We start from the raw sequence: 21607 nt of genomic DNA on the forward strand, positions 1-21607 counted from the left end.
GACCCTGCATGACCGCCTCCACCCGCGACGCCGTTCCGGCCGTTCGCCTGTCGTCTTTCTATCTCTTCTACTACGCCGCGCTCGGCGCGTTCACGCCGTACTGGAGCCTGTTCCTCACCTCCCGCGGCATGAGCGTCACCGCGATCAGCGTGATGATGGGCCTGTGGTATGCCACCCGCATCGTCGCGCCCACCACCTGGACCTCGATCGCCGCCGCCTCGCCGCGCCCGATCTTCTGGCTGCGCATCGGCTGCGTGCTCACCCTGCTCACCTTCTGCGCGTTCCTGCTGCCGCTGCCGCAACCGTGGCTGTATCCGGCCATGATCGCGTTCTGCTTCTTCTACAACGCGGTGATGCCGCAGTTCGAATCGATCACCCTCACCCACCTCGGCAGCGACAGCCATCGCTACGGCCTGATCCGGGTCTGGGGTTCGCTGGGCTTCATCGCCGTGGTGATGCTGTTCGGCTGGATCATCGAGGGCCACGGCGGCGCCGGCAACGCACACCTGCTGCCGTGGCTGATGCTGCCGCTGTTCGGCCTGCTCACCGCCTCGGGCTTTGCCAACCACTACGCGCGCAACCTGCAGCGCCGTGATGGCGACGCCACCGGCTTCTGGCAGATCGTGCGCAAGCCGCAGGTGCTGGCCTTCTTCCTTGCCGCGTTCATGGAGCAGCTGTCGTTCGGCCCGTATTACACCTTCTTCTCGGTCTACATGGACCACCATGGCTATGCCACCTCCACGCTGGGCGTGTTGTGGACGGTCGGGGTGGTGTTCGAGGTGGGCGTGTTCTTCACCATCGGCCGATTCTTCCGCCGCTACGACGCGAGCTGGATGCTGCTGATCGCCCTGCTCAGTTCCACCGTGCGCTGGGCCGTCACCGCCCTCTTCCCGGACAACCTGCCGGTGATGCTGGTGGCCCAGACCGCGCATGCACTGGGGTTTGCCGCCTTCTTCGCCGCCGCGATGCAGATGCTGGCCACCTACTTCCCCGGCCGCCTCAACGGCCATGGCCAGGGCTTGCTGTACGGGTTTTCGTCCGGCGTGGGCGGCGTGCTGGGCGCGTTGATCGCCGGCCAGTTGTGGAACATCGACCAGGGCCGCACCGCGTTCCTGGCCGGCAGTGGCTTTGCGCTGGCCGGCGCGTTGCTGTGTTTCTTCGCGATCAGCCTGCCGTTGCTGCGCGCGCGCAGGCGTTGATCGCCCGCCGCTGGTAGCGCCGGCCGCCGGCCGGCAACCCGGTCCCCCGGATGGGGTAGGCTCAAGCCTCCCCCTGACTGGAGCCGCCCATGCGATCGACCCGCCTGTGGGCCCTGCTGCTTGCCGCCGTCGCCCTGCCTGCCGCCGCCGAACCGATCCTGCTCGAGAACGCCCGTGTGTTCGACGGCCAGCGTGACCTCGGGGTCACCCCGGTACTGATCGACGGCGCACGCATCGTGCATGTCGGCACGCCGCTGCCGGCCGCGGCCACCGGCGCGCGCCGCATCGACTACACCGGCAAGACCCTGCTGCCGGGGCTGGTCAGCGACCACGCGCACGTCGGCAACACCCAGGGCCTGGACCACGGCGACCGCTTCTACACCCAGGACAACGTGGTGGGCGACCTGCGCCAGTTCCAGCGCTACGGCATCACCACGGTGACCGCGCTGGGCATGAACGGCGCGGACTTCTTCGCCATCCGCACGGCAGTCAATGCCGACCCCGCACTGGGCGCCCAGCTGTACGGCGCCGGCGGCGGCATCGGGGTGCCGGACGGTGCGCCCCCGGCCGACAGCATGGGCCTGAGCCACGATCCCGTGGCGCGCCCGCGCAACGCCGAGGAGGCACGCGCGGCGGTGGCCACCCAACAGGCCGATGGCGTAGACCTGATCAAGCTGTGGGTGGACGACATGGGCGGCAAGCGGCCGATGATGACCCCGGAGGTGTATCGCGCGGCGATTGCCGAAGCGCATGCGCGCGGCCTCAAGGTCGCTGCGCACATCCACGACCTGGCGCAGGCACGCGCGCTGGTCGACGCGCAGGTGGACATCCTCGCCCACGGCATCCGCGACCGTGCGGTGGACCCGATGCTCGCGCGCAAAATGCGCGACCAGGGCACCTGGTACATCGCCACCGTCGCCATCGACGAGGCCAACTACTGGTATGCCGAGCATCCGCAGTACCTGCAGCAGCCGTTCCTGCGCACGGCGTTGCCCGCCGACGTGCTGGCGCGCTGGTCGCAGCCGACCTGGCAACGTGCGCAGCTGGCAGGCAGCGACATACCCGCTGCACGCAACGCGGTGGCAACCAACCTGGACAACCTGCGCCGGCTGCACGCGACCGGGGTCCGGCTCGGCTTTGGCACCGATGCCGGCGCGATGCCGCAGCGGGTGATCGGGTTTGCCGAACATCGCGAACTGCAGTTGCTGGTAGAGGCCGGGCTGACCCCGACCGAAGCGTTGCGGACCGCCACCGCCCAGGCTGCCGACCTGCTCGGGTTATCCGACCGCGGTCGCATTGCCGCCGGCAAACGCGCCGACCTGCTGGTGCTGGATGCCGATCCGCTGGCCGATATCGCCAACAGCCAGCGCATCGAGGCGGTCTGGCAGGCCGGTCGGCAGGTGGCTGGGCCGATCACGGAATGATGGATGCCTTCGCGGCGCCATGACGCCGCGAATATCCACGACGCACCCCGCTCCGTTATCGCGGGCGGGTTGCCAGCGTGGCCTGCAACGACGGCAGCAGCAGCCGATTGCCATAGCCGCTCAGATGGTCGCCATCGAAGAACAGCGGACGGCCATCGCGTTGGGCGCGGCAGGCGTCGGCGTCGCACAGGATCGGCAACGGGTCCCAGATCACCGCGCCGGGGAGCCCCGACGCGACCTGTTGCAGCGCCACCAGGGCCGGGGCGCGATATTCCTCCATCCAGGCGCGCTGCACCTGCAGGCCATTGCGACATACCGCATTGGCGGCATTGAAGCGGTCCGAGCACCGGTAAGGCGGCGCCGGCAGCACCGGCTTGGGCGCCTCCAGCACCACGCGCACGCCGGCGTCGGCGAGCGGGCGCCAATCGGCGATGGCACGCTCGGCTTCGGCAGCACGCCCGGCATAGCCCTGCTCGCTGTGTTCGCTGTCGCGCTGCTCGCGCGCGTCGAACAGGATGAACTGGTCGGACAGGCGCGGCACCCGCAGCGAGACCAGCAGCACGACATCGCCGGATGCGGCGCGGCGGGCGATGTCGGCCCGCACGGCGGCGTCGTAGGCCTGGCAATCCGGCGCGGCCCACCGCCACTCCTGCAGGCCCAACTGCGGGCAACCGCCCCGCCCGTACTGCCACACGGTCGCACCGGTCTCCAGCGCCAGCCGGCGCAGCAGTTCGTTATAGGCCATCGCATGCGAATCGCCGGCCACGAACACGTTGCGCGGCATCCCCGCCGGCACCGGGCGACCGCACTCGCCGCGTGAGAACGTGCGCGCACGCCCCCCCTCGAAGCGCTCCTTGCCCACCTGCAGCGTGCAGCCCGGGTAATCGGCGGCCACGGATTCGCCATCGGGATACCAGTCCAGCGGATGGCGGCTCACCGTGCTCAGGGAAAGATGTGGCGACTGCCAATACAGCAACGCCTGCAGGCCACCGGCCAGTGCCAGCGTCGCGACGCCCACCAGCACCCAGCGGGGCGCGCCAAGGCGCTGCGCCAAGGGGCCGCGGAACGGCCGCTCCACCCAGCGCCAGGACGCCCAGGCCAATACGGCTACCAGCAACGTGGCGAACACCCGCTGGCCAGGGGTGTCCAGGCCCACCGTCCAGCGCATCAGCACGAACACCGGCCAATGCCACAGGTACAACGAATAGGAGAGCAGCCCGATCCGGCGCAGTGGCGGGCTGGAGAGCAGCCGGCCAACCAGCGCGCGCGGGTGGAAATGCAGCGCCAGCAGCAGCCCGGCACTGGCCAGCACGGCCCACAGTCCGTCCGGCCAGGGCGAGTGCCCGGCCCGTGCCGACCACAGGGTCCAGCCCAGCGCCACCAGCGCCGCCACGGCCAGCAGCGACCACGCCACGCGGGCACGCCCCGGCGCCGGCACGCTGCCGGCGTCATGCTGGCGCAGGTGCAGCACCTGGAACAGCAGCACGCCCGCGCCCAGCTGCCAGAACCGGGTGGTGGTGGCATAGAACGCCCGCACCGCCTGCTCGGGATGGCTGCCGGCATACACGGCGTGGCCGATCGACAGCATGCTCGCCAGCGCGAACAGCCCCAGGCTCAGCAGGCGCCCGCGCCCACCGCGGCTCCAGGCGAGGAACAACAGCGGGAACAGCAGGTAGAACTGCTCTTCCACGCCCAGCGACCAGGTATGGGTGAATGGATTGAACTCCGCGCGTGGCGCGAAGTAGTCGCTGCCCACGCCCACCAGCACCCAGTTGCTCAAGCCGACGAAGGCCATGAGCCCGGTCATGTCGCTGGCTTCGCTCAACCACGACTGTGGAATCAACAGCACGCTGGCGACGCCGGACACCAGCAGGCAGGCCACCAGGGCCGGCGCGATGCGGCGCAGTCGGCGCGAATAGAAGCGCTGCAGCGACGGGCGCAGCGGCAACGGCGGCAGCCGGTGTACCGAGGCACTGACCACGAAGCCGGAGATGACGAAGAAGACGTCCACCCCGGTGAACCCACCGGGCAACCAGGCCGGGTCGAGGTGGAACAGGATCACCGCCAGCACCGCGATGGCACGCAGCCCGTCGATATGCGGCACGTAGCCGTGACTGGGGTCAGCCGTCATGCGCATCCCTGCAACGAAAGGGTCGCGGTGGCCGCGACCCGGATGGAATCACCAGACCAGGTCGTCGGGGACCTGGTAAGCCGGATCGGCGTAGGGGTCTTCGTCGGCGGTGGCATTGGGGTCCACGCGCAGGGCTACCGACGGGGCGAACACCGCTTCGGCCTCGTCGAGCACGGCCGCGGTCACCAGCAGGTAGCGTCCGTTCTGCTGCAGCACGCCCAGCTCGCCGGCGTTGAGCGCCTTGAGCTGTTCGGCGGTGACGTAGACGCGCTTGATCTTGCCGCCGTAGTTGAAGTGGCGCGCGATCTCGGCCGCGGCATCGTTCAACGACTTGCCTTCCAGCAGCACGTCGAGCTTGGCCTTGGCTTCGCGACGCAGGCGTGCCTCTTCCTGCTTCACGCGCTCGGCTTCGATGCGGTCGTCCTTTTCCTTCTGCGCGCGGATCGCGTAGGCCTTGGCCAGGTCGATGTCCTCGCGCGAGCGCGGCTTGCCCTGGCCGGAATTCTGGCCTTGGCCGGGACGGGCGCCGCCGGGACGCCCCTTGCCGTGCGCGGCACGCCGTGCGGCGTCGCCTTCGCGCGGCGGACGCGCGGCATCGCCGGGCTTGGCCGGTGGACGGGCGCCCTGCGGTTTGTTACCCGGGCGGCCATCGCGGCGGGCATCGGGCTTGCGTTCGGGTTTGCGTTCGGGCTTGGGCGCGGCTTTGAAGCCCAGGCCCAGCAGCTGGTCGCGGAGTGTATCGCTCATGACGTTGGGTCGATCAGTAGTGCGGGGGCGGTGGTTCTTCGCCCGAATCGGAATACAGCGCGTTGCGGACCTTGCCCAGGTCCTCCAGCAGCAGGCGGGTCAAGTCGGCGTTGCGGCTGCCTTCGATGCGTGCATCGGCCAGGGCTTCACTCAGCTCGGCCAGGGCCTGCTCCTGGAAGGACACGCGCATTTCCAGCTCGACCAGGCGCGCTTCCAGCGCCTGCTCACGCGATGAGGGGGTGGAATCATGCATGCAGCGAACGTCCCCGGCCAATGCCGTAATAGGCCAGGCCCGCGGCTTCGATCTCCTGCGGGTCGTACAGGTTGCGGCCGTCGAACACGACCGCATCGTTGAGCATCTCGCGCAACCGGGCGAAATCCGGGCTGCGGAACTGCTTCCATTCGGTCACCACGACCAGCGCATCGGCGCCTTCCAGCGCATCGTAGGCATGCTCGCAGAACACCAGGTCCTCGCGCTCGCCGAAAATGCGGCGCGCTTCCTCGGTGGCTTCCGGGTCATAGGCCCGCACCGTGGCGCCCGCTTCCCACAACTGCGCCAGCAGCCGCCGGCTGGAGGCTTCGCGCATGTCGTCGGTGTTGGGCTTGAAGGCCAGGCCCCAGACCGCGAAGGTCTTGCCGCGCACGCCTTCATCCTCGCCACGGTCGTAATGGCGCTGGATCAACTGGTAAAGATGCCCCTTCTGCGCATCGTTGACCGCTTCCACCGCATTGAGCAGCTTCGGCTCATGGCCGTACTGCTGCGCGGTGCGCGCCAGCGCCTGCACGTCCTTGGGGAAACACGAGCCACCGTAACCGGCGCCCGGGTAGATGAAATGCCAGCCGATGCGCGGATCCGAACCGATGCCCTGGCGAACCTGTTCCACATCCGCACCGACCTTCTCGGCGATGTTGGCGATTTCATTCATGAACGAAATCTTGGTGGCCAGCATCGCGTTGGCGGCGTACTTGGTCAGCTCCGCCGAGCGCACGTCCATCTCCACCACGCGGTCGTGGTTGCGGTTGAACGGCGCATACAGGCGGCGCATCAACGCCACCGAATCGGGGTTGGAGGCACCCACCACGATGCGGTCCGGCCGCATGCAGTCGGCAACCGCGTCGCCCTCCTTCAGGAATTCCGGGTTGGAGACCACGTCGAACGCGATCTCCACCCCACGTGCGGCCAGCACCTCGGCAATGGCCGCGCGCACTTTGTCGGCCGTGCCTACCGGCACGGTCGACTTGTTCACCACCACGGTCGGCACGCGCATGTGCGTGCCGATCGTGCGGGCCACCGCCAACACGTACTGCAGGTCGGCACTGCCGTCCTCGTCCGGTGGCGTGCCCACGGCGATGAAGATCACCTGGCCATGCGTGATCGCGCTGGCAGCATCGCTGGTGAAGGCCAGCCGCGACGCGGCGTGGTTGGCCTTGACCATCGGCTCCAGGCCCGGCTCGTAGATCGGGATGACACCACGGTTGAGGCCGTCGACCTTGGCCTGGTCGATATCGACGCAGACCACCTGATGACCCACATCGGCCAGGCAGGTACCCGTGACCAACCCGACGTAGCCGGTACCGAAAATCGCTACACGCATGTCCGTGGTGACTCCAATTCCGATTACGGAAGGACGTTGAGCAGTTCGACGTCGAAGGTCAGCGTCGCGTTCGGACCGATCGGACCGCCCGGCGTACCCTGTTCGCCATAGGCCAGCTCGCCCGGGATCCAGAAGCGGTACTTGGCGCCGGTCGGCATCAGCGACACGCCTTCGGACCAGCCCTTGATGACCTGGTCCAGGCCGAACTCGATCGGCTGGCCGCGCTCGTAGCTGCTGTCGAAGACGGTGCCGTCCAGCAGCTTGCCTTCGTAGTTCACGCGCACCTTGCTGGTCGGCAGCGGACGCTCGCCCGAACCCGGACGCAGCACCTGGTACTGCAGGCCCGACGCGGTGGTCACCACGCCCGGCACGGTCTTGTTCTTGGCCAGGAAGGCGTTGCCTTCGGTGCGGTTGGTGCCGGCCTTGGCGGCCGCCTGGGCCTGCATTTCGGCCTGCTTGCCGGCCATGAAGCCTTCCAGCGTGGCCTTGGCCTGCTCCGGCGTCATCTTGGTGGCGCCCTTGTTGAAGGTGGTACCGATCGCGTCGAACAGCGCGTCCAGGTCCAGGTCGTCCTTCAGCGGGGCCAGCGACGGGCCGACCGCATAGCTGCCCAGCATCAGGCCGACCTTTTCACGGTCCACCTTCGGCGCCGGGGTACCCGGGGCAACGCCCGGCACCGGCTGGCCGCTCTTGGCGGCCATGGCCTGGCGCAGCGCGCCGTCGGTCTTCTGGGCTTCTTCCTGGCTGATCAGCGGCTGCTTGCCTTCAAAGGCATTGGTCACCGCGCGACGCAGCGCCGCCAGATCGATCTCGCTGGAGATCGGAGCGAACGAGTTGGCCACATCGATGCCGATGGCGTAGCCGAGCTTTTCCCGTTGGGAGTTCAAAGCGGAAGTCTCCTTGGCAGCCGCAGGCGCGGCCGGTTGTTGCGACATCACGGTACCGGTGGCACCCATCGCCAGAATCAGAACCGACGCCGCGGCGCCGCGCATTCCCATCTTCATTCGCTGCTTTCCTGGAAGTGACTGGACGCCGACGTCGGCGCGAAAGCGATCATTGTCGCACGCACGTGCGAGATGTCGAGGTTGTCAGCGCTTTGCCGGCGTGACGGACAGCTCACGTTCGATCGCCGCGACCAGCCCGGCATCATCCGGCTTGACCTTGCTGGGGAACTGCGCAACCACCCGGCCATCGCGCGCGATCAGGTATTTGTGGAAATTCCAGCCCGGCTCCACGCCGGTGGCCGCCGCCAGGCGCTGGTACAACGGCGTGGCGTCCTTGCCGGTCACCTGCACCTTCTGGAACATCGGGAACTTGACACCATAGGTCAGCGTGCAGAATTCCTGGATCTGCGCCTCACTCCCGGGCTCCTGGCCCTTGAAGTCGTTGGACGGGAAACCCAGCACCGAGAAACCGCGCGCGGAATATTTCTGCTGCAGCGCCTCCAGGCCTTCGTACTGCGGGGTGAAGCCGCACTTGCTGGCGGTATTGACCACCAGCAGCACCTTGCCGCCGTACTGCTTCTGCAGGTTGACCTCGGCCTTGCCGGCCAGCGGCCGGTAGCTCAGGTCCAGCAGCCCGGCCGCATGGGCGCCGGTGGCGGCCAGCAACCCTCCCAGCAACAGCGTGGCACCCCAACGGCGGGCACGGCCCAGGGCAGCGCGGCGCGGGGACGACTCGGGACGGATCTGGGGCATTGCAAGACTCCACGAAAGGGTCGAACGGGATGGGTACCCCGTGCGCCGGGCGCAGCGGCGCACGGCCGGCAACGGGCCGTTTCGCACTATATCACCGGCACTTTTGCCCTATCGCGGCCGTCCCCCTGGCCGCGATAGGCCTGGCCGCGCATACAGCGATGCGATGGTTTCCAGCGTCACCCGTGACGGAATTGCCGAATCTGGCGGTCTGTCCACGCGACGCCACCAGCGGCTGCATTCACCTGAATAGCCACGTGACCTGCTCTACCATTGATGAGGCTGAACGAAGGCGGCAGCCCAGCCGCCAGGCGAAATCGATTGAATCCATTTCAAATCAATCACTTGAACAACCCCAGGGCGCAGTGGCATGCCCCTGCCATCAGTTGGGGGCATGGACCCATTGCACTTCGGCGTGCCGGTGTTATAGTTGCATACAACACCAGTCACCTGATGCAGGGGAAGCCCATGAACCGCATGCGCCGCCAGTCCACCAAAGCCGTTACCGCCGCCTCCGCGCTGCTGTTGCTCGGCTGGTTGGGCACCCCCACCGGTGAGGTCGGCAGCAGTGCCGCCACCGGTGCGTTCGAAGGCCCGCAGGACGCAGGCGCGATCATCGAGGCAGGGACCGCCGACGGCGCCCCCACGCCCCCCCGCCGGCTGCACAGCTCCCTGTCCATGCCTTACTTCTCATTCGCACAGTCGCTGAACCCACGGAGCTGACCATGAGCGATATCCAATGGAGCGATGGTGCTCCGATCTACCGTCAGCTGAAGGAACGCGTGATCGCCATGATGCTTGACGGCATCATCAAGCCTGGCGACGCCCTGCCCTCGGTCCGGCAGGTCGCCGCCGAGTACCAGCTCAACCCCATCACCGTATCGCGCGCTTACCAGGAACTGGCTGACGAAGGCCTGGTCGAGAAGCGCCGCGGGCTGGGCATGTTCATGACCGAGGAAGCGGCCACGCAGCTGCGCAGCAGCGAGCGCGACCGGTTCCTCAATGAAGAATGGCCGCTGGTGCTGGAGCGCATCCAACGCCTGGGCCTGAATCTCGACGAATTGCTGCCCCAGGGGAAATCCTCATGAATGCCGTTGCAAGTGATGTCGTCATCTCCGCCCGCGGCCTGCGCAAGGCCTACAAACAGACCCTGGCGCTGGACAACACCAGCTTCACCATCGCCCCCGGCCGGATCACCGGCCTGATCGGCCCCAACGGCGCCGGCAAGACCACCCTGCTCAAGGCCCTGCTCGGCCTGACCACGGTGGAAGGCGAGCTGCAGGTGCTCGGGCTGGACCCGGCCGTGCAGCGCAATGCGCTGATGAACGAGGTGTGCTTCATCGCCGATGTGGCCGTGCTGCCGCGCTGGATGAAGGTGCGCGAGGCGATCGACTTCGTCGCCGGCACCCACCCGCGCTTCGACCGCGCCCGCTGCGAACGTTTCCTGGCCTCGACCAAGCTGCAGCCCAGGCAGCGCGTGCGCGAACTGTCCAAGGGCATGATCGTGCAGCTGCACCTGGCCCTGGTGATGGCCATCGATGCCAAGGTCCTGGTGCTGGACGAGCCGACCCTGGGCCTGGACATCCTGTACCGCAAGGAGTTTTACCAGCGCCTGCTGGAAGACTACTTCGACGAACAGAAGACCATCATCGTCACCACCCACCAGGTCGAGGAGATCGAACACATCCTCACCGATGTCATGTTCATCCGCGACGGCCGCATCGTGCTGACCACCGACATGGAGGACATCGGCGAGCGCTACAGCGAAGTGCTGGTGTCGGCCGAGACGCTGGAGGCCGCGCGCGCGCTGCAGCCGATCGACGAACGCTCGCTGCCGTTCGGCAAGACGGTGCTGCTGTATGACGGGGTGCCACGCGCCCAGCTCACGCCCCTGGGCGAGATCCGCAGCCCCGGGCTGGCGGACCTGTTCGTGGCCATCATGAAGGGAACCTACGCATGAACACCGTCCACCACCCCATCAGCAAGGCCAGCACCTTCAAGTGGATGCTCAAGCGCGAGTACTGGGAGAACCGCGGCGGGTTCCTGTATGCCCCCCTGATCGCCGGGGCCATTTCGCTGGTGATGAGCCTGGTCGGGATCCTGTTCGGCCTGCTGGCGATGCATCGTGCCGCCAAGAGCGGCAACTTCGTCATCGACGATGAAAACGTCAACGTCAACGGGCTCGACCTGGCCCTGCTGACCCAGAAGCTCGACGCGGAGGCCCTGCACAACCTGGCCAACGGGCTCGACCTGACCTTGATCCTCAGCTCGCTGTGGCCATTCATCGTGCTGGCCTTCGTGGTCTTCTTCTACTGCCTGGGCGCCCTTTACGACGACCGTCGCGACCGCAGCATCCTGTTCTGGAAGTCGCTGCCGCTGTCCGATACCCAGACAGTGCTGTCCAAGGCGGTGAGCGCGTTGCTGGTGGCGCCGGTGATCGCGGTGTTCGCCTCGATCCTGACCATGTTCGGCTTCTTGCTGATCATCAGCGTGGTGGTGCTGGCGCACGGCGGCAACCCGATGACCCTGATCTGGGGGCCGGCCAGTCCGTTGAGCATCGTCGCCGGCCACCTGTCCTGGATCCCGGTCTACCTGTTGTGGGCGCTGCCGAGCGTGGGCTGGCTGCTGCTGTGCTCGGCCTGGGCCAAGACCAAGCCGTTCCTGTGGGCGGTGATGCTGCCGCTGTTCGCCGGCATCATCGTCAGCACCACCCACCTGATGGGCGCCTTCGGCAGCACCAGCGGCTGGTTCTGGAAGAACATCGTGGGCCGCCTGCTGCTGGGCACCCTGCCGGGCAGCGATGTGTTCTACCGCACCGACCAGCTGCGCGCGGTGATCGGCGACCGCGACAACCTGGTCGCCGCGCTGGCCCCGTCCAACCAGCTGCTGGCACTGAGCGTGCCGGACATCTGGATCGGCGCCGCGATCGGCGTGGTGTTCATCATCGTCGCCATCCGCCTGCGCCGCCGCGCCGGCGAAATCTGACCGCCCGCCCTTCGACCCACCGTTCCCAGGAGTCGCACATGATCCGCACCCTCGCCGTCGCTTCCCTGCTGTTGCTGCCGCTGTCCGCGCTGGCCGACGAACCGCAATGCAAGTTCAACGCACCACGCGAGCTCAAGCTCGACCTGGCCGGTGCCAAGGCCGTGGTGTTCGAGGTCAACCAGCACGACCTGGTGCTGACCGCCGGGCCCGGCCCGGCCCAGCTCGGCGGACGCGCCTGCGCGTCCAACGCCGACTGGCTGCGCGAGCTGACCGTGACCCAGCACAAAGTAGACGGCAAGCTGGTGGTGCGGCTGCTGCGCGAAGGCCGCAACCACGTCACCACCGGCGGCAACTACGCCTACCTGGACCTGCGCGGCAGCGTGCCGAACACCCTGCTGGTACAGATGAAGGTGGGTTCCGGCGACGCCAGCGTCAGCGGCGCGCACTCGCTCAGTGCCGACGTCGGCTCGGGCGACATCACGCTGCGTGACATCAAGGGCCTGGTCACCGCGGCGATCGGCTCCGGCGACGTGGATCTCGACGGTGCCGGCGCACTCAACGTACTGTCGGTCGGCTCGGGTGACTTCAAGGCACGCAACGTGCGCGGCAACGCCACGATCGGCACGGTCGGCTCCGGCGACCTGACGCTGCACGGTGTGCAGGGCAACGTGGAGCTGGGCACGGTGGGCTCGGGCGATGTCGACCTGCGCGAGGTGAAGGCCAACGTCAGCGTCGGCAACGTGGGATCGGGCGACCTGGAAATCCGTGGCGTCGGCGGCAATGTCAGCGTGGAGCGGCATGGCTCCGGCGATGTCACCGCGCGCGATGTCGGCGGCAACCTCACCGTGGCCAACAGCGGCAGTGGCGACATCCGCCACAGCGGCGTGGGCGGCCGCGTGCAGTTGCCCCGCGGCAAGTGACCTCTACTTTCATCCCAAGGAATGCGCGCATGACCACCCGACTGCTGCTGCCCACCCTGCTGCTGTGCCTGCCGCTGGCGGCCTGTGGCAACCACGATGCCGACAAGGCCGCCACCGCTTCGGGCAAGGGTGCCTCACCCACGGCCGAGACCACGTCGGTGGGCAGGACCGTGCAGGAGGCCACCGACAAGGCCCGCGCGGAGATCGCCAAGAAGAACATCAGCATTTCCAACGGCCAGTCGGACAAGGCCGAGATCACCCCGCAGGGCGAACTGCTGATCAACGGCAAGACGGTGACCACCACCGCCAGCCAGCGTGCACTGCTGGTGGACTACCGCAAGCAGGTCGAAGCGCTGGCCGGGGCCGGCATGGACATCGGCGTGGCCGGGGCCAACCTGGGCGTGAGCGCGGCCGGCGAGGCGCTCAAGGGCATCCTCGCCGGGGATACCCAGGGCATCGAAGCGCGGGTCAACGCCGAGGCCGGCAAGATCGAGGCGCAGGCCAGGAAGCTGTGCGCCCTGCTGCCGGGGATGATGGCCAAGCAACAGGCGCTGGCGGCCGAACTGCCGGCCTTCAAGCCCTACGCCACGATGGACCAGAGCGACATCGACGACTGCGGCAAGTAAGCGCCACGGCTGCGACGTTCGGTCGCAGCCCGGCCCGCAGGCAAGGGGGGAGGACTAGAATGGTCCTCCCCCTTTTCATGTCTGCCACCTGCCCATGAAGAAGCTGTGCCTGCTCCTGTTCGCCCTGTTCTGCGTAGCCGCCACCGGTTGCGACCAGGAATACCGCAACCACCGCGCCGAGCGCGGCAAGCCGAAGATCACCGTCAGCGACGGCATGCTCACCGTGCGCCGCGCGCCGGCGCCGAACATCATCGTGCTGCCGAACGGCCACATGAAGATCGACGAGATCGAGATCCCGCTGGACGCCAGCCAGCAGGCGCTGCTGCAGGGGATGTTCGGCCAGCTCCAGGTGCTGCGCCAGAACACCCTCACCGATGCCCCGCCGGACCCGGCCAAGCGTTCGGTCAAGATCCAGGTCCCCGAGGGCATGCAGCCGATCCCGCCGGACCTGGTGCAGCGGATTCCGGAGTTCAAGGACTACACCGAGACCTTCGACAACCTGCAGGCCGATCGGCACTGACGGTCTGATCGCGCGGGGGTCGGTGGGGCGGGCGCTGGGCCCCCATATCTTTTTCGGCGACGGCTCCGGTGTCGGTCGGCGGCCTCCCCCCTTTATTTCGACTCCAGCGGCCGTCGGTGGGTCGGGCGCTGGGCCCCCATGCCCTTTCCGGCGAATGTCCTCCGGCGTCGGCCTGCGGCCGACACCTCCCCCTTTATTTCGCCTCCAAGGGCATGGGGGCCCAGCGCCCGACCCACCGACCAGCGTCAAAACAGCCTTGGCGTCTACCTTCTTGCCGCAAGCCTAGCCCCGCAGCGGCCGGTAGGCTCCCGGGCAAAATAAAGGAGGAGGCCGCCAGGCCGGGGGACACCACCTCAGGGGCCTACCGGCCGCTGCGGGGCCCTCACGCGCGCGGCACGCCCGAACGGAGACCCGCCCCCGCACGCGTGACCCGGACACTCCCGCCACGCGCGCATCGCCGGACGCCATCTGCCATGCAACAAGCCGCTACCCGGCGCTGGCAGGGGGAGCCAAAAAAAACGGGCCTTTGGGCCCGTTTTTTCGTTCTTGGCCTGGGCGTCAGCCGCCGCCGCTGCTACCAGCATGGATGCCGCCGGCGGTCAGCGCTGCCGGATCGAGCAGCGTGCGCAACTCGGCTTCTGACAGACCACTGTCTTCCTTGGCCACGTCCAGCACCGGGCGCTGCTCCTTGTACGCGCGCTTGGCGATCGCCGCCGCCTTCTCGTAGCCGATGATCGGGTTCAACGCCGTCACCAGGATCGGATTGCGGTCCAGCGCCTCGCGGACGCGGTCCTCGCGCACCTTCAGCCCCGCGATCGCCGTATCGGCCAGCAGCCGCGAGATGTTGGCCAGCAGCCCGATCCCGTCCAACAGGTTGGCCGCGATCAACGGCAGCGTCACGTTCAACTGGAAATTGCCGGTCTGCCCCGCCACGGTGATCGCGGTGTGGTGGCCGATCACCTGCGCGCACACCATCACCGTCGCTTCGGGAATCACCGGGTTGACCTTGCCCGGCATGATCGAGCTGCCCGGCTGCAATGCCGGCAGTTCGATCTCGCCCAGGCCGGCCAGCGGACCGGCATTCATCCAGCGCAGGTCGTTGGCGATCTTGATCAGCGCCACCGCCAGCGCATTGAGCTGGCCCGACACTTCCACCGCGTCGTCCTGCGCGGCCAGCCCCTCGAACTTGTTCTCGGCACTGTCGAACTTCACCCCGGTCTGCTGCTTGAGCAGCTTGGCCACGCGTTCGCCGAAGCGCGGATCGGCGTTGATCCCGGTCCCGATCGCCGTGCCACCCAGCGGCAACCGGCGCAGCCGCTTCAGACTGTCCTCGATGCGCTCCTGCGCCGAGGCCAACTGCGCCGACCACGCACCGAACTCCTGCTCGAAGGTCAGCGGCATCGCGTCCATCAGGTGGGTGCGGCCGGTCTTGACCACCTTGCGCAGGCTGCGGCCCTTCTTGTCGATGGTCTTGCGCAGGTGCACCAGCGCCGGCAGCAGCTGTTCCTGCACGCCCAGCAGCGCCGATACGCGCAGCGCGGTGGGAATCACATCGTTGGAGCTCTGCCCCTGGTTGACGTGATCATTGGGGTGCACGGCCAGCTTGCCGGCCTTGCCGGCGCGGTTGGCCAGCGTGGCGATGACCTCGTTGGCGTTCATGTTCGAGGACGTGCCCGAACCGGTCTGGTACACATCGATCGGGAAATGCGCGTCGTGCTGGCCACTGGCCACCTCCGCCGCGGCCGCCTCGATCGCCTTGCCGATGTTCTTCGGCAGGTGGCCCAGTTCGACGTTCACCGCCGCCGCCGCGCCCTTGACCAGCCCCAGCGCGCGGATGAAACCACGCGGCATGCGCTGCCCGGACACCGGGAAATTGTTCACCGCCCGCTGCGTCTGCGCGCCCCACAACGCATCATTGGGCACCTGCAGCTCGCCCATGCTGTCGTGTTCGATCCTGAAACCCTTGCTCATTGCATCACTCCGCGTTTCTTTCGGTTTGGAAAGGGAACCTGCGGCTGGCAACGGGCCTGATTCCCTGGCTGGCGGCTCTCGGCACGATACTCCCAAGGCGGACTGAAACCCAAGGGCGCGGGTGATCGGCTAGACTCGGGATTCGTGTTCATTCAGAAAGCCTTCCGCCCCCATGGGTGACGACCCCCACAGTAGTCCCTGGCCTGCCCATGCGCAGTGCCCCGCCCCTTCCGTCACCGCGCCTGCCGCGCCGTTGACCGGGGTCCGCCGATGATCGGCAACCTGCTCCTGCTGCTGCTTGCCTTCGGCCTGGTGCTGCTCAACGGCTTCTTCGTAGCCGCCGAGTTCGCCCTGGTCAAGCTGCGCCACACCCAGGCCGTGGGCCTGGCCGAGAGCCACGGCTGGCGCGGCCGCCTGCTGCTCAACGTGCACTCGCACCTGGATGCCTATCTTTCGGCCTGCCAGCTCGGCATCACCCTGTCCTCGCTGGGCCTGGGCTGGGTCGGCGAACCGGCCTTCGCGCACCTGCTGCAGCCGCTGTTCGACGCGCTGGGCATGAGCGCGGAGGCCTCGCAGCTGACCTCCTTCATCATCGCCTTCAGCGTGATTTCGTTCCTGCACATCGTGCTGGGCGAACTGGCGCCGAAATCGATGGCGATCCGTCGCCCGGACCGCATGTCGCTGTGGACCGCCGCGCCGTTGTACCTGTTCTACTGGGCGATGTACCCGGCCATCTGGCTGCTCAACAACAGCGCCAACGCGCTGCTGCGGCTGGCCGGCTGGGGCGACGTGGAGCACACCTCGCACCGCTACTCGCGCGAAGAGCTCAAGCTGATCGTCGGCCGCCAACAGCCCACCGACAGCGCGCCCGACCACGGCCTGACCCTGATGAGCCATGCGCTGGAGCTGCCTGAACTGGTGGCCGGCGACCTGATGCGCCCGCGCGACCACATGCGTTCGTTCCGCGACGGCATGGCGCTGGCCGAGGTGATGGCCGAGTTCGCCGAAAGCCGCTACAGCCGTTACCCGTGGTTCGACCGCGACGGCGAGGATGTGCTGGGCATCCTGCACATGAAGGATCTGCTGGTCGAGATCGCCCGTGGCAACCCCACCGACGACCTGCGCGCGCTGCTGCGCCCGGCCAACCTGATCGCGCTGGAGACCCCGGTACCCAGCGTGCTCGAACGCTTCCGCACCGGCACCACCCACCTGGCGCTGTGCGTGGAAGAGCACGGCCGCATCCTGGGCTTCTTCACCTTGGAGGACCTGCTGGAGGTGGTGGTGGGCGATATCGAGGACGAGCACCCGCACATCGTCAAGGACGCGCCCACCCGCGGCGCCGATGGCAGCCTGCTGGTCGCCGGCTCGACCTCGATCTTCCGCCTGGAGCGCCTGCTCGGCCACGACCTGGAGGCGCCCGAACACCTCAATTCGGTCGGCGGGCTGATCGTCCACCAGCTCCAGCGCCTGCCCGACGAGGGCGAGCAGCTGGAGATCGACGGGCATCAGTTCACGGTCAAGCGCATGGCCGGGCACCGCATCCAGGCCGTCACCGTACGCATGGCACAGGCCGAGGCCCCCGGGGCAGCGTAGAATGACGGCCCCCGCCGTCATAGCCCCGCGCCTGCCATGTCCGAATTCGCCCTGCTCGCCCTGTCCCCGCTCGATGGCCGCTATGCCGGCAAGGTCGATGCGCTGCGCCCGATCTTCTCCGAATACGGCCTCATCAAGGCCCGCGTGAAGGTCGAAGTGGAATGGCTGCTGGCACTGGCCAACGAGCCGGGCATCGTCGAACTGGCACCGTTCTCGGCCGCCGCCACCGCCCGCCTGCGCGCCCTGGCCGATGACTTCGCCCCGGCCCACGCCGCGCGGGTGAAGGAGATCGAGCGCACCACCAACCACGACGTCAAGGCCGTGGAGTACTTCATCAAGGAACAGCTCAAGGCCGACGCCGAGCTGGGCCCCGCGCTGGAATTCGTGCATTTCGCCTGCACCAGCGAAGACATCAACAATCTCAGCTATGGCCTGATCCTCGAGCAGGCCCGTCGCGACGTGCTGCTGCCCAGCCTGGACGGCGTGACCGCCACGCTGCGCGCCCTCGCCCACGCCCAGGCCAGCCAGCCGATGCTCTCGCGCACCCACGGCCAGACCGCCTCGCCCACCACCCTGGGCAAGGAAGTGGCCAACGTGGTCGCCCGCCTGGAACGCCAGCGCCGCCAGATCGCCGCGGTCGAGCTGACCGGCAAGATCAATGGCGCCGTGGGCAACTACAACGCCCACGTCATCGCCTACCCGGCGGTGGACTGGCCGGCCTTCGCCAAGCGCTTCGTGGAAAGCCTCGGCCTGGTGTTCAACCCGTACACCACCCAGATCGAACCGCACGACAACGTCGCCGAGATCGGCGATGCCGCGCGCCGCGCCAACATCATCCTGATCGACCTGGCCCGCGATATCTGGGGCTACATCTCGCTGGGCTACTTCAAGCAGAAGCTCAAGGAAGGCGAGGTCGGCTCGTCGACCATGCCGCACAAGGTCAACCCGATCGATTTCGAAAACGCCGAAGGCAACTTCGGCATCGCCAACGCGCTGTTCGAGCATTTCAGCGCCAAGCTGCCGATCAGCCGCTGGCAGCGCGACCTCACCGATTCCACCGTCCTGCGCGCGGTCGGCACCGCCTTCGGCCACACCCAGGTGGCCCTGGACTCGCTGGCCAAGGGCCTGGGCAAGCTGACCGTCAACTCGGAGCGCCTGGACGCCGACCTCGACGCGTCGTGGGAAGTGCTGGCCGAGGCCGTGCAGACCGTGATGCGTCGCCATGGCCTGCCCAACCCGTACGAGCAGCTCAAGGCCCTCACCCGTGGCCAGGGCATCACCGCCGAGTCGATGCAGGCCTTCGTCGAGTCGCTGGACCTGCCCGAAGACGCCAAGCAGGGCCTGCGCGCCCTGACCCCGGGCGGCTACATCGGCCTGGCCGCGGACCTGGCCAAGGCGATCTGACGATCGCGCCCACCGTGTGACATGGAAGGGACGCTGGCGCCACCAGCGTCCCTTTTTCGTTGTGGCCGAGCGCGCAGCCGGGCATGGCCCGGCGCTACCGCAGGATTCGATCCCTGCACTGCGTGACCCGGGCGCACGCACCGCATCGGCCGTCGGTTGGAATCGACCGTACCCCGCGCATTGCCGCGCCACGACCAACGCCCCACCCCGCGACACCCCACCGCAGGTGCACATCCGCCCCAACCAGCGGACAATAGCCCCGCTCGCGCCGGCTCGCGCCGGCCCGCGCCGCGCCCCGTTTTCCGTCTATACGCTCCAAGGATTCCCGCATGGCTGCCCGCAAGACCAAGACCCCCGTCATCGAAATCCAGGCCCGTCCCGGCCTCCCGCTCGGCATGCCCGCCGCCGTGTTCCTGCGCGACTACTGGCAGAAGCGCCCGCTGCTGATCCGCGCCGCCTTCCCCGATTTCCAGACCCCCGTCCAGCCCGAAGACCTGGCCGGCCTGGCCTGCGAGGAAACCGCCCTGGCCCGCCTGATCACCCACGATCGCGCCACCGATGGCTGGACCGTGCGCAGCGGCCCGTTCCAGGAAGAGGAATTTCCCGGCATGCCCGACCACGACTGGACCCTGCTGGTCCAGGACGTCGACAAGTGGGACCCGGACGTACGCGCCCTGATCGGCCACTTCGACTTCCTGCCGCGCTGGCGCATGGACGATGTGATGATCAGCTTCGCCGCCACGGGCGGCTCGGTCGGCGCCCATGTCGACCAGTACGACGTGTTCCTGCTGCAGGCCCATGGCCATCGCCGCTGGCAGATCGACGCCAGCGAATCGACCAAGGGCAAGCGCCCGCCGCTGGACTTCCGCGACGACGTCGAGCTGAAGCTGCTGCGCCGCTTCAAGCCCACCCATGACTGGGTGCTGGCCCCCGGCGACATGCTCTACCTGCCGCCCAACGTCCCGCATAACGGCGTGGCCGAAGATCCCTGCCTGACCTTCTCCTTCGGCATGCGCGCGCCCGCCTCGGCCGAGCTGATCAGCGACTACCTGGACACCCTGATCGAGGGCGCCGACGAATCCATCCGCTACCAGGATCCGGACCTCACCCTGCCCGAGGACCCGAACGAAATCGACGTGGTGGCCATGAACCGCGTGGTCGACGCGCTCAACGCCATCCGCATGAACGACCCGGACAAGCTGGGCGACTGGTTCGGCCGCTTCATCACCACCTACCGCGCTGCCGGCGAGGTGATGCCCGGCGGTGAGCCGGTGCCGCGCGAGGAGATCGAGGCCGCACTGGCCGCTGGCCTGGACCTGCAGCGCCATCCGTGGGCGCGCATGGCCTGGCGCCGCGCCAAGCGCGGGGCAAGCCTGTACTGCAGCGGCCTGGAGTTCGCCCTGCCGGTCAAGGACGCGCAGGTGCTGGCCGCGACCGAACAGCTCGGCGCCGCGCTCTACCAGAAGCTCTCGGCCAAGGGCCGCGATGCGGTCCAGGACCTGGTCTCCGGCGGCTATTACCAGCTGTTCGACGCCCAGGCCTTCGATGACGAAGACGAGGACGAGGCGGAGTACGAGGACGAGGAGGGCACCTTCGCCGACGACGCCGTCGTCGACGGCACCGCCGCGGTCGAGGTCGACGACGCCCAGCCCGACGTCCACGAAGTGACCATCCATGAGGACGGTATCGAAGTGATCGTCGATTTCGACGACAGCGACGACCAGGACGACGGCAAGCCCGCCTGAGCATGGCCACCGGCATCCAGGTCGAGATCGTCCCCTACCCGGCCCAGCGCGACGCGCTGCACCGGGTCCGGCACCGCGTGTTCGTTGATGAACAACAGGTGCCGGCCCACCTGGAGATCGACGCGCTGGACCCGCTCAGCGTGCACGTCCTGGCGCGTAGCGGCGACGGCACGCCGGTCGGGGCCGGCCGGCTCACCCCGGATGGCCGGATCGGCCGGATGGCCGTGCTGGCCGATTGGCGCGGCCACGGCGTCGGCGAAGCGCTGCTGCTGGCCCTGGTCGAGGTGGCCCGGGCCCGCGGCTGGCCCGAGGTGACCCTGCATGCCCAGCTGCCGGCCCGGGTGTTCTACACCCGGCAGGGCTTCCTGCCGCACGGCGAGGTGTTCGAGGAAGCGGGCATCGCCCACCAGCACATGCGCCGGGTGCTGACGGGGGCGGCCCAGATCGATAATGCCGAGGAGGCGGTGGCGATCACCACCGCCGTGGTCCACCGTGCCCGCCGCCAGGTGTGGATCCACAGCCGCCAGCTCGACCCCGGCCTGCTTGACGCCCCGCCGGTGCTGGAGGCCCTGCGCCGCTTCGCCACCGCCCGCCACGACAAGCAGGCCTGGCTGATCGTCCACGACCCAGCGGCCATCCCCCAGGCCGGTTCGCCCCTGCTGGGCCTGCTGCAGCGGCTGCCCAGCGTGTTCCGCCTGCGCCAGCCAACCGATCCGATCGACCGCGCGCTGGCCTCGGCCTGCCTGCTCAACGATGCCGGTGACTACTACTTTCGTCTCAGCGGCCAGCGTTTCGATGGCGAGGCAGGGCTCTCGCTGCCAGCACGTTCGCGACCGTTGCAGGACGGTTTGCAGCGCGTATGGGAACGTTCGCGGGAATGCAGCGAACTACGGGCCATCGGCCTGTAGCTCACGCCACGGGCTCGAACCTGTCTGGGAATGACACCGCAGGTCCTGCCACGGCCGCCGCGGTGCCCCTTCCTGTCCCGATGGGGGTACAATTTGTGGAGTTAGATACCGCCCGCGCAGGGCTATTCACTTTTCCCTGCCGGAT

Annotated in this window: 20 protein-coding genes; 13 read left to right on the top strand and 7 right to left on the bottom strand. The window is 68.1% G+C overall.

Annotated features, from left to right (window positions below; all coding sequences use genetic code 11):
• Window positions 1-8 precede the first annotated feature (8 nt).
• Together AC1DGC_RS01090 and AC1DGC_RS01095 are read left to right on the top strand one after the other, a co-directional pair.
• Complete coding sequence (locus AC1DGC_RS01090) at window positions 9-1199, top strand: MFS transporter (protein WP_478047042.1); 1191 nt, start codon at window positions 9-11, stop codon at window positions 1197-1199.
• 89 nt (window positions 1200-1288) lie between these two features.
• Window positions 1289-2623, top strand: a complete 1335-nt coding sequence (locus AC1DGC_RS01095; RefSeq protein ID WP_478047043.1) for an amidohydrolase family protein — start codon at window positions 1289-1291, stop codon at window positions 2621-2623.
• A 55-nt stretch (window positions 2624-2678) separates the two neighbouring features.
• On the opposite strand, the gene AC1DGC_RS01100 is transcribed toward AC1DGC_RS01095, so the two are convergent.
• The 6 genes from AC1DGC_RS01100 to AC1DGC_RS01125 all read right to left on the bottom strand — a co-directional run bounded on the left by AC1DGC_RS01100 (window position 2679) and on the right by AC1DGC_RS01125 (window position 8721).
• The gene (locus AC1DGC_RS01100) at window positions 2679-4754 is read right to left on the bottom strand and encodes an acyltransferase family protein (protein WP_478047044.1); all 2076 of its coding nucleotides are present in this window, start codon (window positions 4752-4754) and stop codon (window positions 2679-2681) included.
• A 48-nt stretch (window positions 4755-4802) separates the two neighbouring features.
• Complete coding sequence (locus tag AC1DGC_RS01105; protein WP_259203254.1) at window positions 4803-5501, bottom strand: DUF2058 domain-containing protein; 699 nt, start codon at window positions 5499-5501, stop codon at window positions 4803-4805.
• Between the two features lie 13 nt (window positions 5502-5514).
• Window positions 5515-5754: a SlyX family protein gene (locus AC1DGC_RS01110; RefSeq protein ID WP_259203255.1), complete on the bottom strand. Its 240-nt coding sequence runs from the start codon at window positions 5752-5754 to the stop codon at window positions 5515-5517.
• Window positions 5747-7096, bottom strand: a complete 1350-nt coding sequence (locus tag AC1DGC_RS01115; protein WP_259203257.1) for a UDP-glucose dehydrogenase family protein — start codon at window positions 7094-7096, stop codon at window positions 5747-5749. The genes AC1DGC_RS01110 and AC1DGC_RS01115 overlap by 8 nt, the downstream gene beginning before the upstream one ends.
• A 23-nt stretch (window positions 7097-7119) precedes the next feature.
• Window positions 7120-8100, bottom strand: a complete 981-nt coding sequence (locus AC1DGC_RS01120; RefSeq protein WP_259203260.1) for an FKBP-type peptidyl-prolyl cis-trans isomerase N-terminal domain-containing protein — start codon at window positions 8098-8100, stop codon at window positions 7120-7122.
• 84 nt (window positions 8101-8184) lie between these two features.
• Window positions 8185-8721 carry a glutathione peroxidase gene (locus tag AC1DGC_RS01125; protein WP_394162700.1) on the bottom strand — a complete coding sequence of 179 codons (537 nt, stop codon included), beginning with the start codon at window positions 8719-8721 and terminating at the stop codon, window positions 8185-8187.
• 537 nt (window positions 8722-9258) lie between these two features.
• On the opposite strand from AC1DGC_RS01125, the gene AC1DGC_RS01130 reads away from it, so the two are divergent.
• The 7 genes from AC1DGC_RS01130 (at window position 9259) to AC1DGC_RS01160 (ending at window position 13841) form a co-directional block, all read left to right on the top strand.
• Window positions 9259-9513 (top strand): hypothetical protein, encoded by a 255-nt coding sequence (locus AC1DGC_RS01130; protein ID WP_478047045.1) that lies wholly within the window; start codon window positions 9259-9261, stop codon window positions 9511-9513.
• A 2-nt stretch (window positions 9514-9515) separates the two neighbouring features.
• Window positions 9516-9878, top strand: a complete 363-nt coding sequence (locus AC1DGC_RS01135) for a GntR family transcriptional regulator (protein WP_019185943.1) — start codon at window positions 9516-9518, stop codon at window positions 9876-9878.
• A complete protein-coding gene (locus tag AC1DGC_RS01140) occupies window positions 9875-10750 on the top strand; it encodes an ABC transporter ATP-binding protein (RefSeq protein WP_259203266.1) in 876 nt (291 codons plus the stop codon). The genes AC1DGC_RS01135 and AC1DGC_RS01140 overlap by 4 nt, the downstream gene beginning before the upstream one ends.
• Window positions 10747-11775 (top strand): ABC-2 transporter permease, encoded by a 1029-nt coding sequence (locus AC1DGC_RS01145; RefSeq protein ID WP_259203267.1) that lies wholly within the window; start codon window positions 10747-10749, stop codon window positions 11773-11775. The genes AC1DGC_RS01140 and AC1DGC_RS01145 overlap by 4 nt, the downstream gene beginning before the upstream one ends.
• A 38-nt stretch (window positions 11776-11813) precedes the next feature.
• Window positions 11814-12695, top strand: coding sequence for a GIN domain-containing protein (locus AC1DGC_RS01150; RefSeq protein ID WP_478047046.1), 882 nt, complete (start codon window positions 11814-11816; stop codon window positions 12693-12695).
• 29 nt (window positions 12696-12724) lie between these two features.
• Window positions 12725-13321: a DUF2884 family protein gene (locus tag AC1DGC_RS01155; RefSeq protein ID WP_259203271.1), complete on the top strand. Its 597-nt coding sequence runs from the start codon at window positions 12725-12727 to the stop codon at window positions 13319-13321.
• Window positions 13322-13415: 94 nt separating this feature from the next.
• Window positions 13416-13841, top strand: coding sequence for a hypothetical protein (locus AC1DGC_RS01160; protein ID WP_259203272.1), 426 nt, complete (start codon window positions 13416-13418; stop codon window positions 13839-13841).
• Between the two features lie 558 nt (window positions 13842-14399).
• Here the strand turns inward: AC1DGC_RS01160 and AC1DGC_RS01165 are convergent.
• Window positions 14400-15812 (bottom strand): class II fumarate hydratase, encoded by a 1413-nt coding sequence (locus AC1DGC_RS01165; RefSeq protein WP_394162634.1) that lies wholly within the window; start codon window positions 15810-15812, stop codon window positions 14400-14402.
• A 270-nt stretch (window positions 15813-16082) separates the two neighbouring features.
• On the opposite strand from AC1DGC_RS01165, the gene AC1DGC_RS01170 reads away from it, so the two are divergent.
• The 4 genes from AC1DGC_RS01170 (at window position 16083) to AC1DGC_RS01185 (ending at window position 21462) form a co-directional block, all read left to right on the top strand.
• Window positions 16083-17405 (top strand): hemolysin family protein, encoded by a 1323-nt coding sequence (locus AC1DGC_RS01170; RefSeq protein ID WP_394162632.1) that lies wholly within the window; start codon window positions 16083-16085, stop codon window positions 17403-17405.
• A 36-nt stretch (window positions 17406-17441) separates the two neighbouring features.
• A complete protein-coding gene (gene purB / locus AC1DGC_RS01175; RefSeq protein ID WP_478047047.1) occupies window positions 17442-18809 on the top strand; it encodes an adenylosuccinate lyase in 1368 nt (455 codons plus the stop codon).
• Window positions 18810-19138: 329 nt separating this feature from the next.
• Complete coding sequence (locus AC1DGC_RS01180; RefSeq protein ID WP_478047048.1) at window positions 19139-20554, top strand: ribosomal protein uL16 3-hydroxylase; 1416 nt, start codon at window positions 19139-19141, stop codon at window positions 20552-20554.
• A 2-nt stretch (window positions 20555-20556) separates the two neighbouring features.
• Complete coding sequence (locus AC1DGC_RS01185; protein ID WP_478047049.1) at window positions 20557-21462, top strand: GNAT family N-acetyltransferase; 906 nt, start codon at window positions 20557-20559, stop codon at window positions 21460-21462.
• The last annotated feature ends 145 nt before the right edge of the window (window positions 21463-21607 follow it).

It is taken from the genome of Stenotrophomonas sp. 05N37 (genome assembly GCF_056397365.1).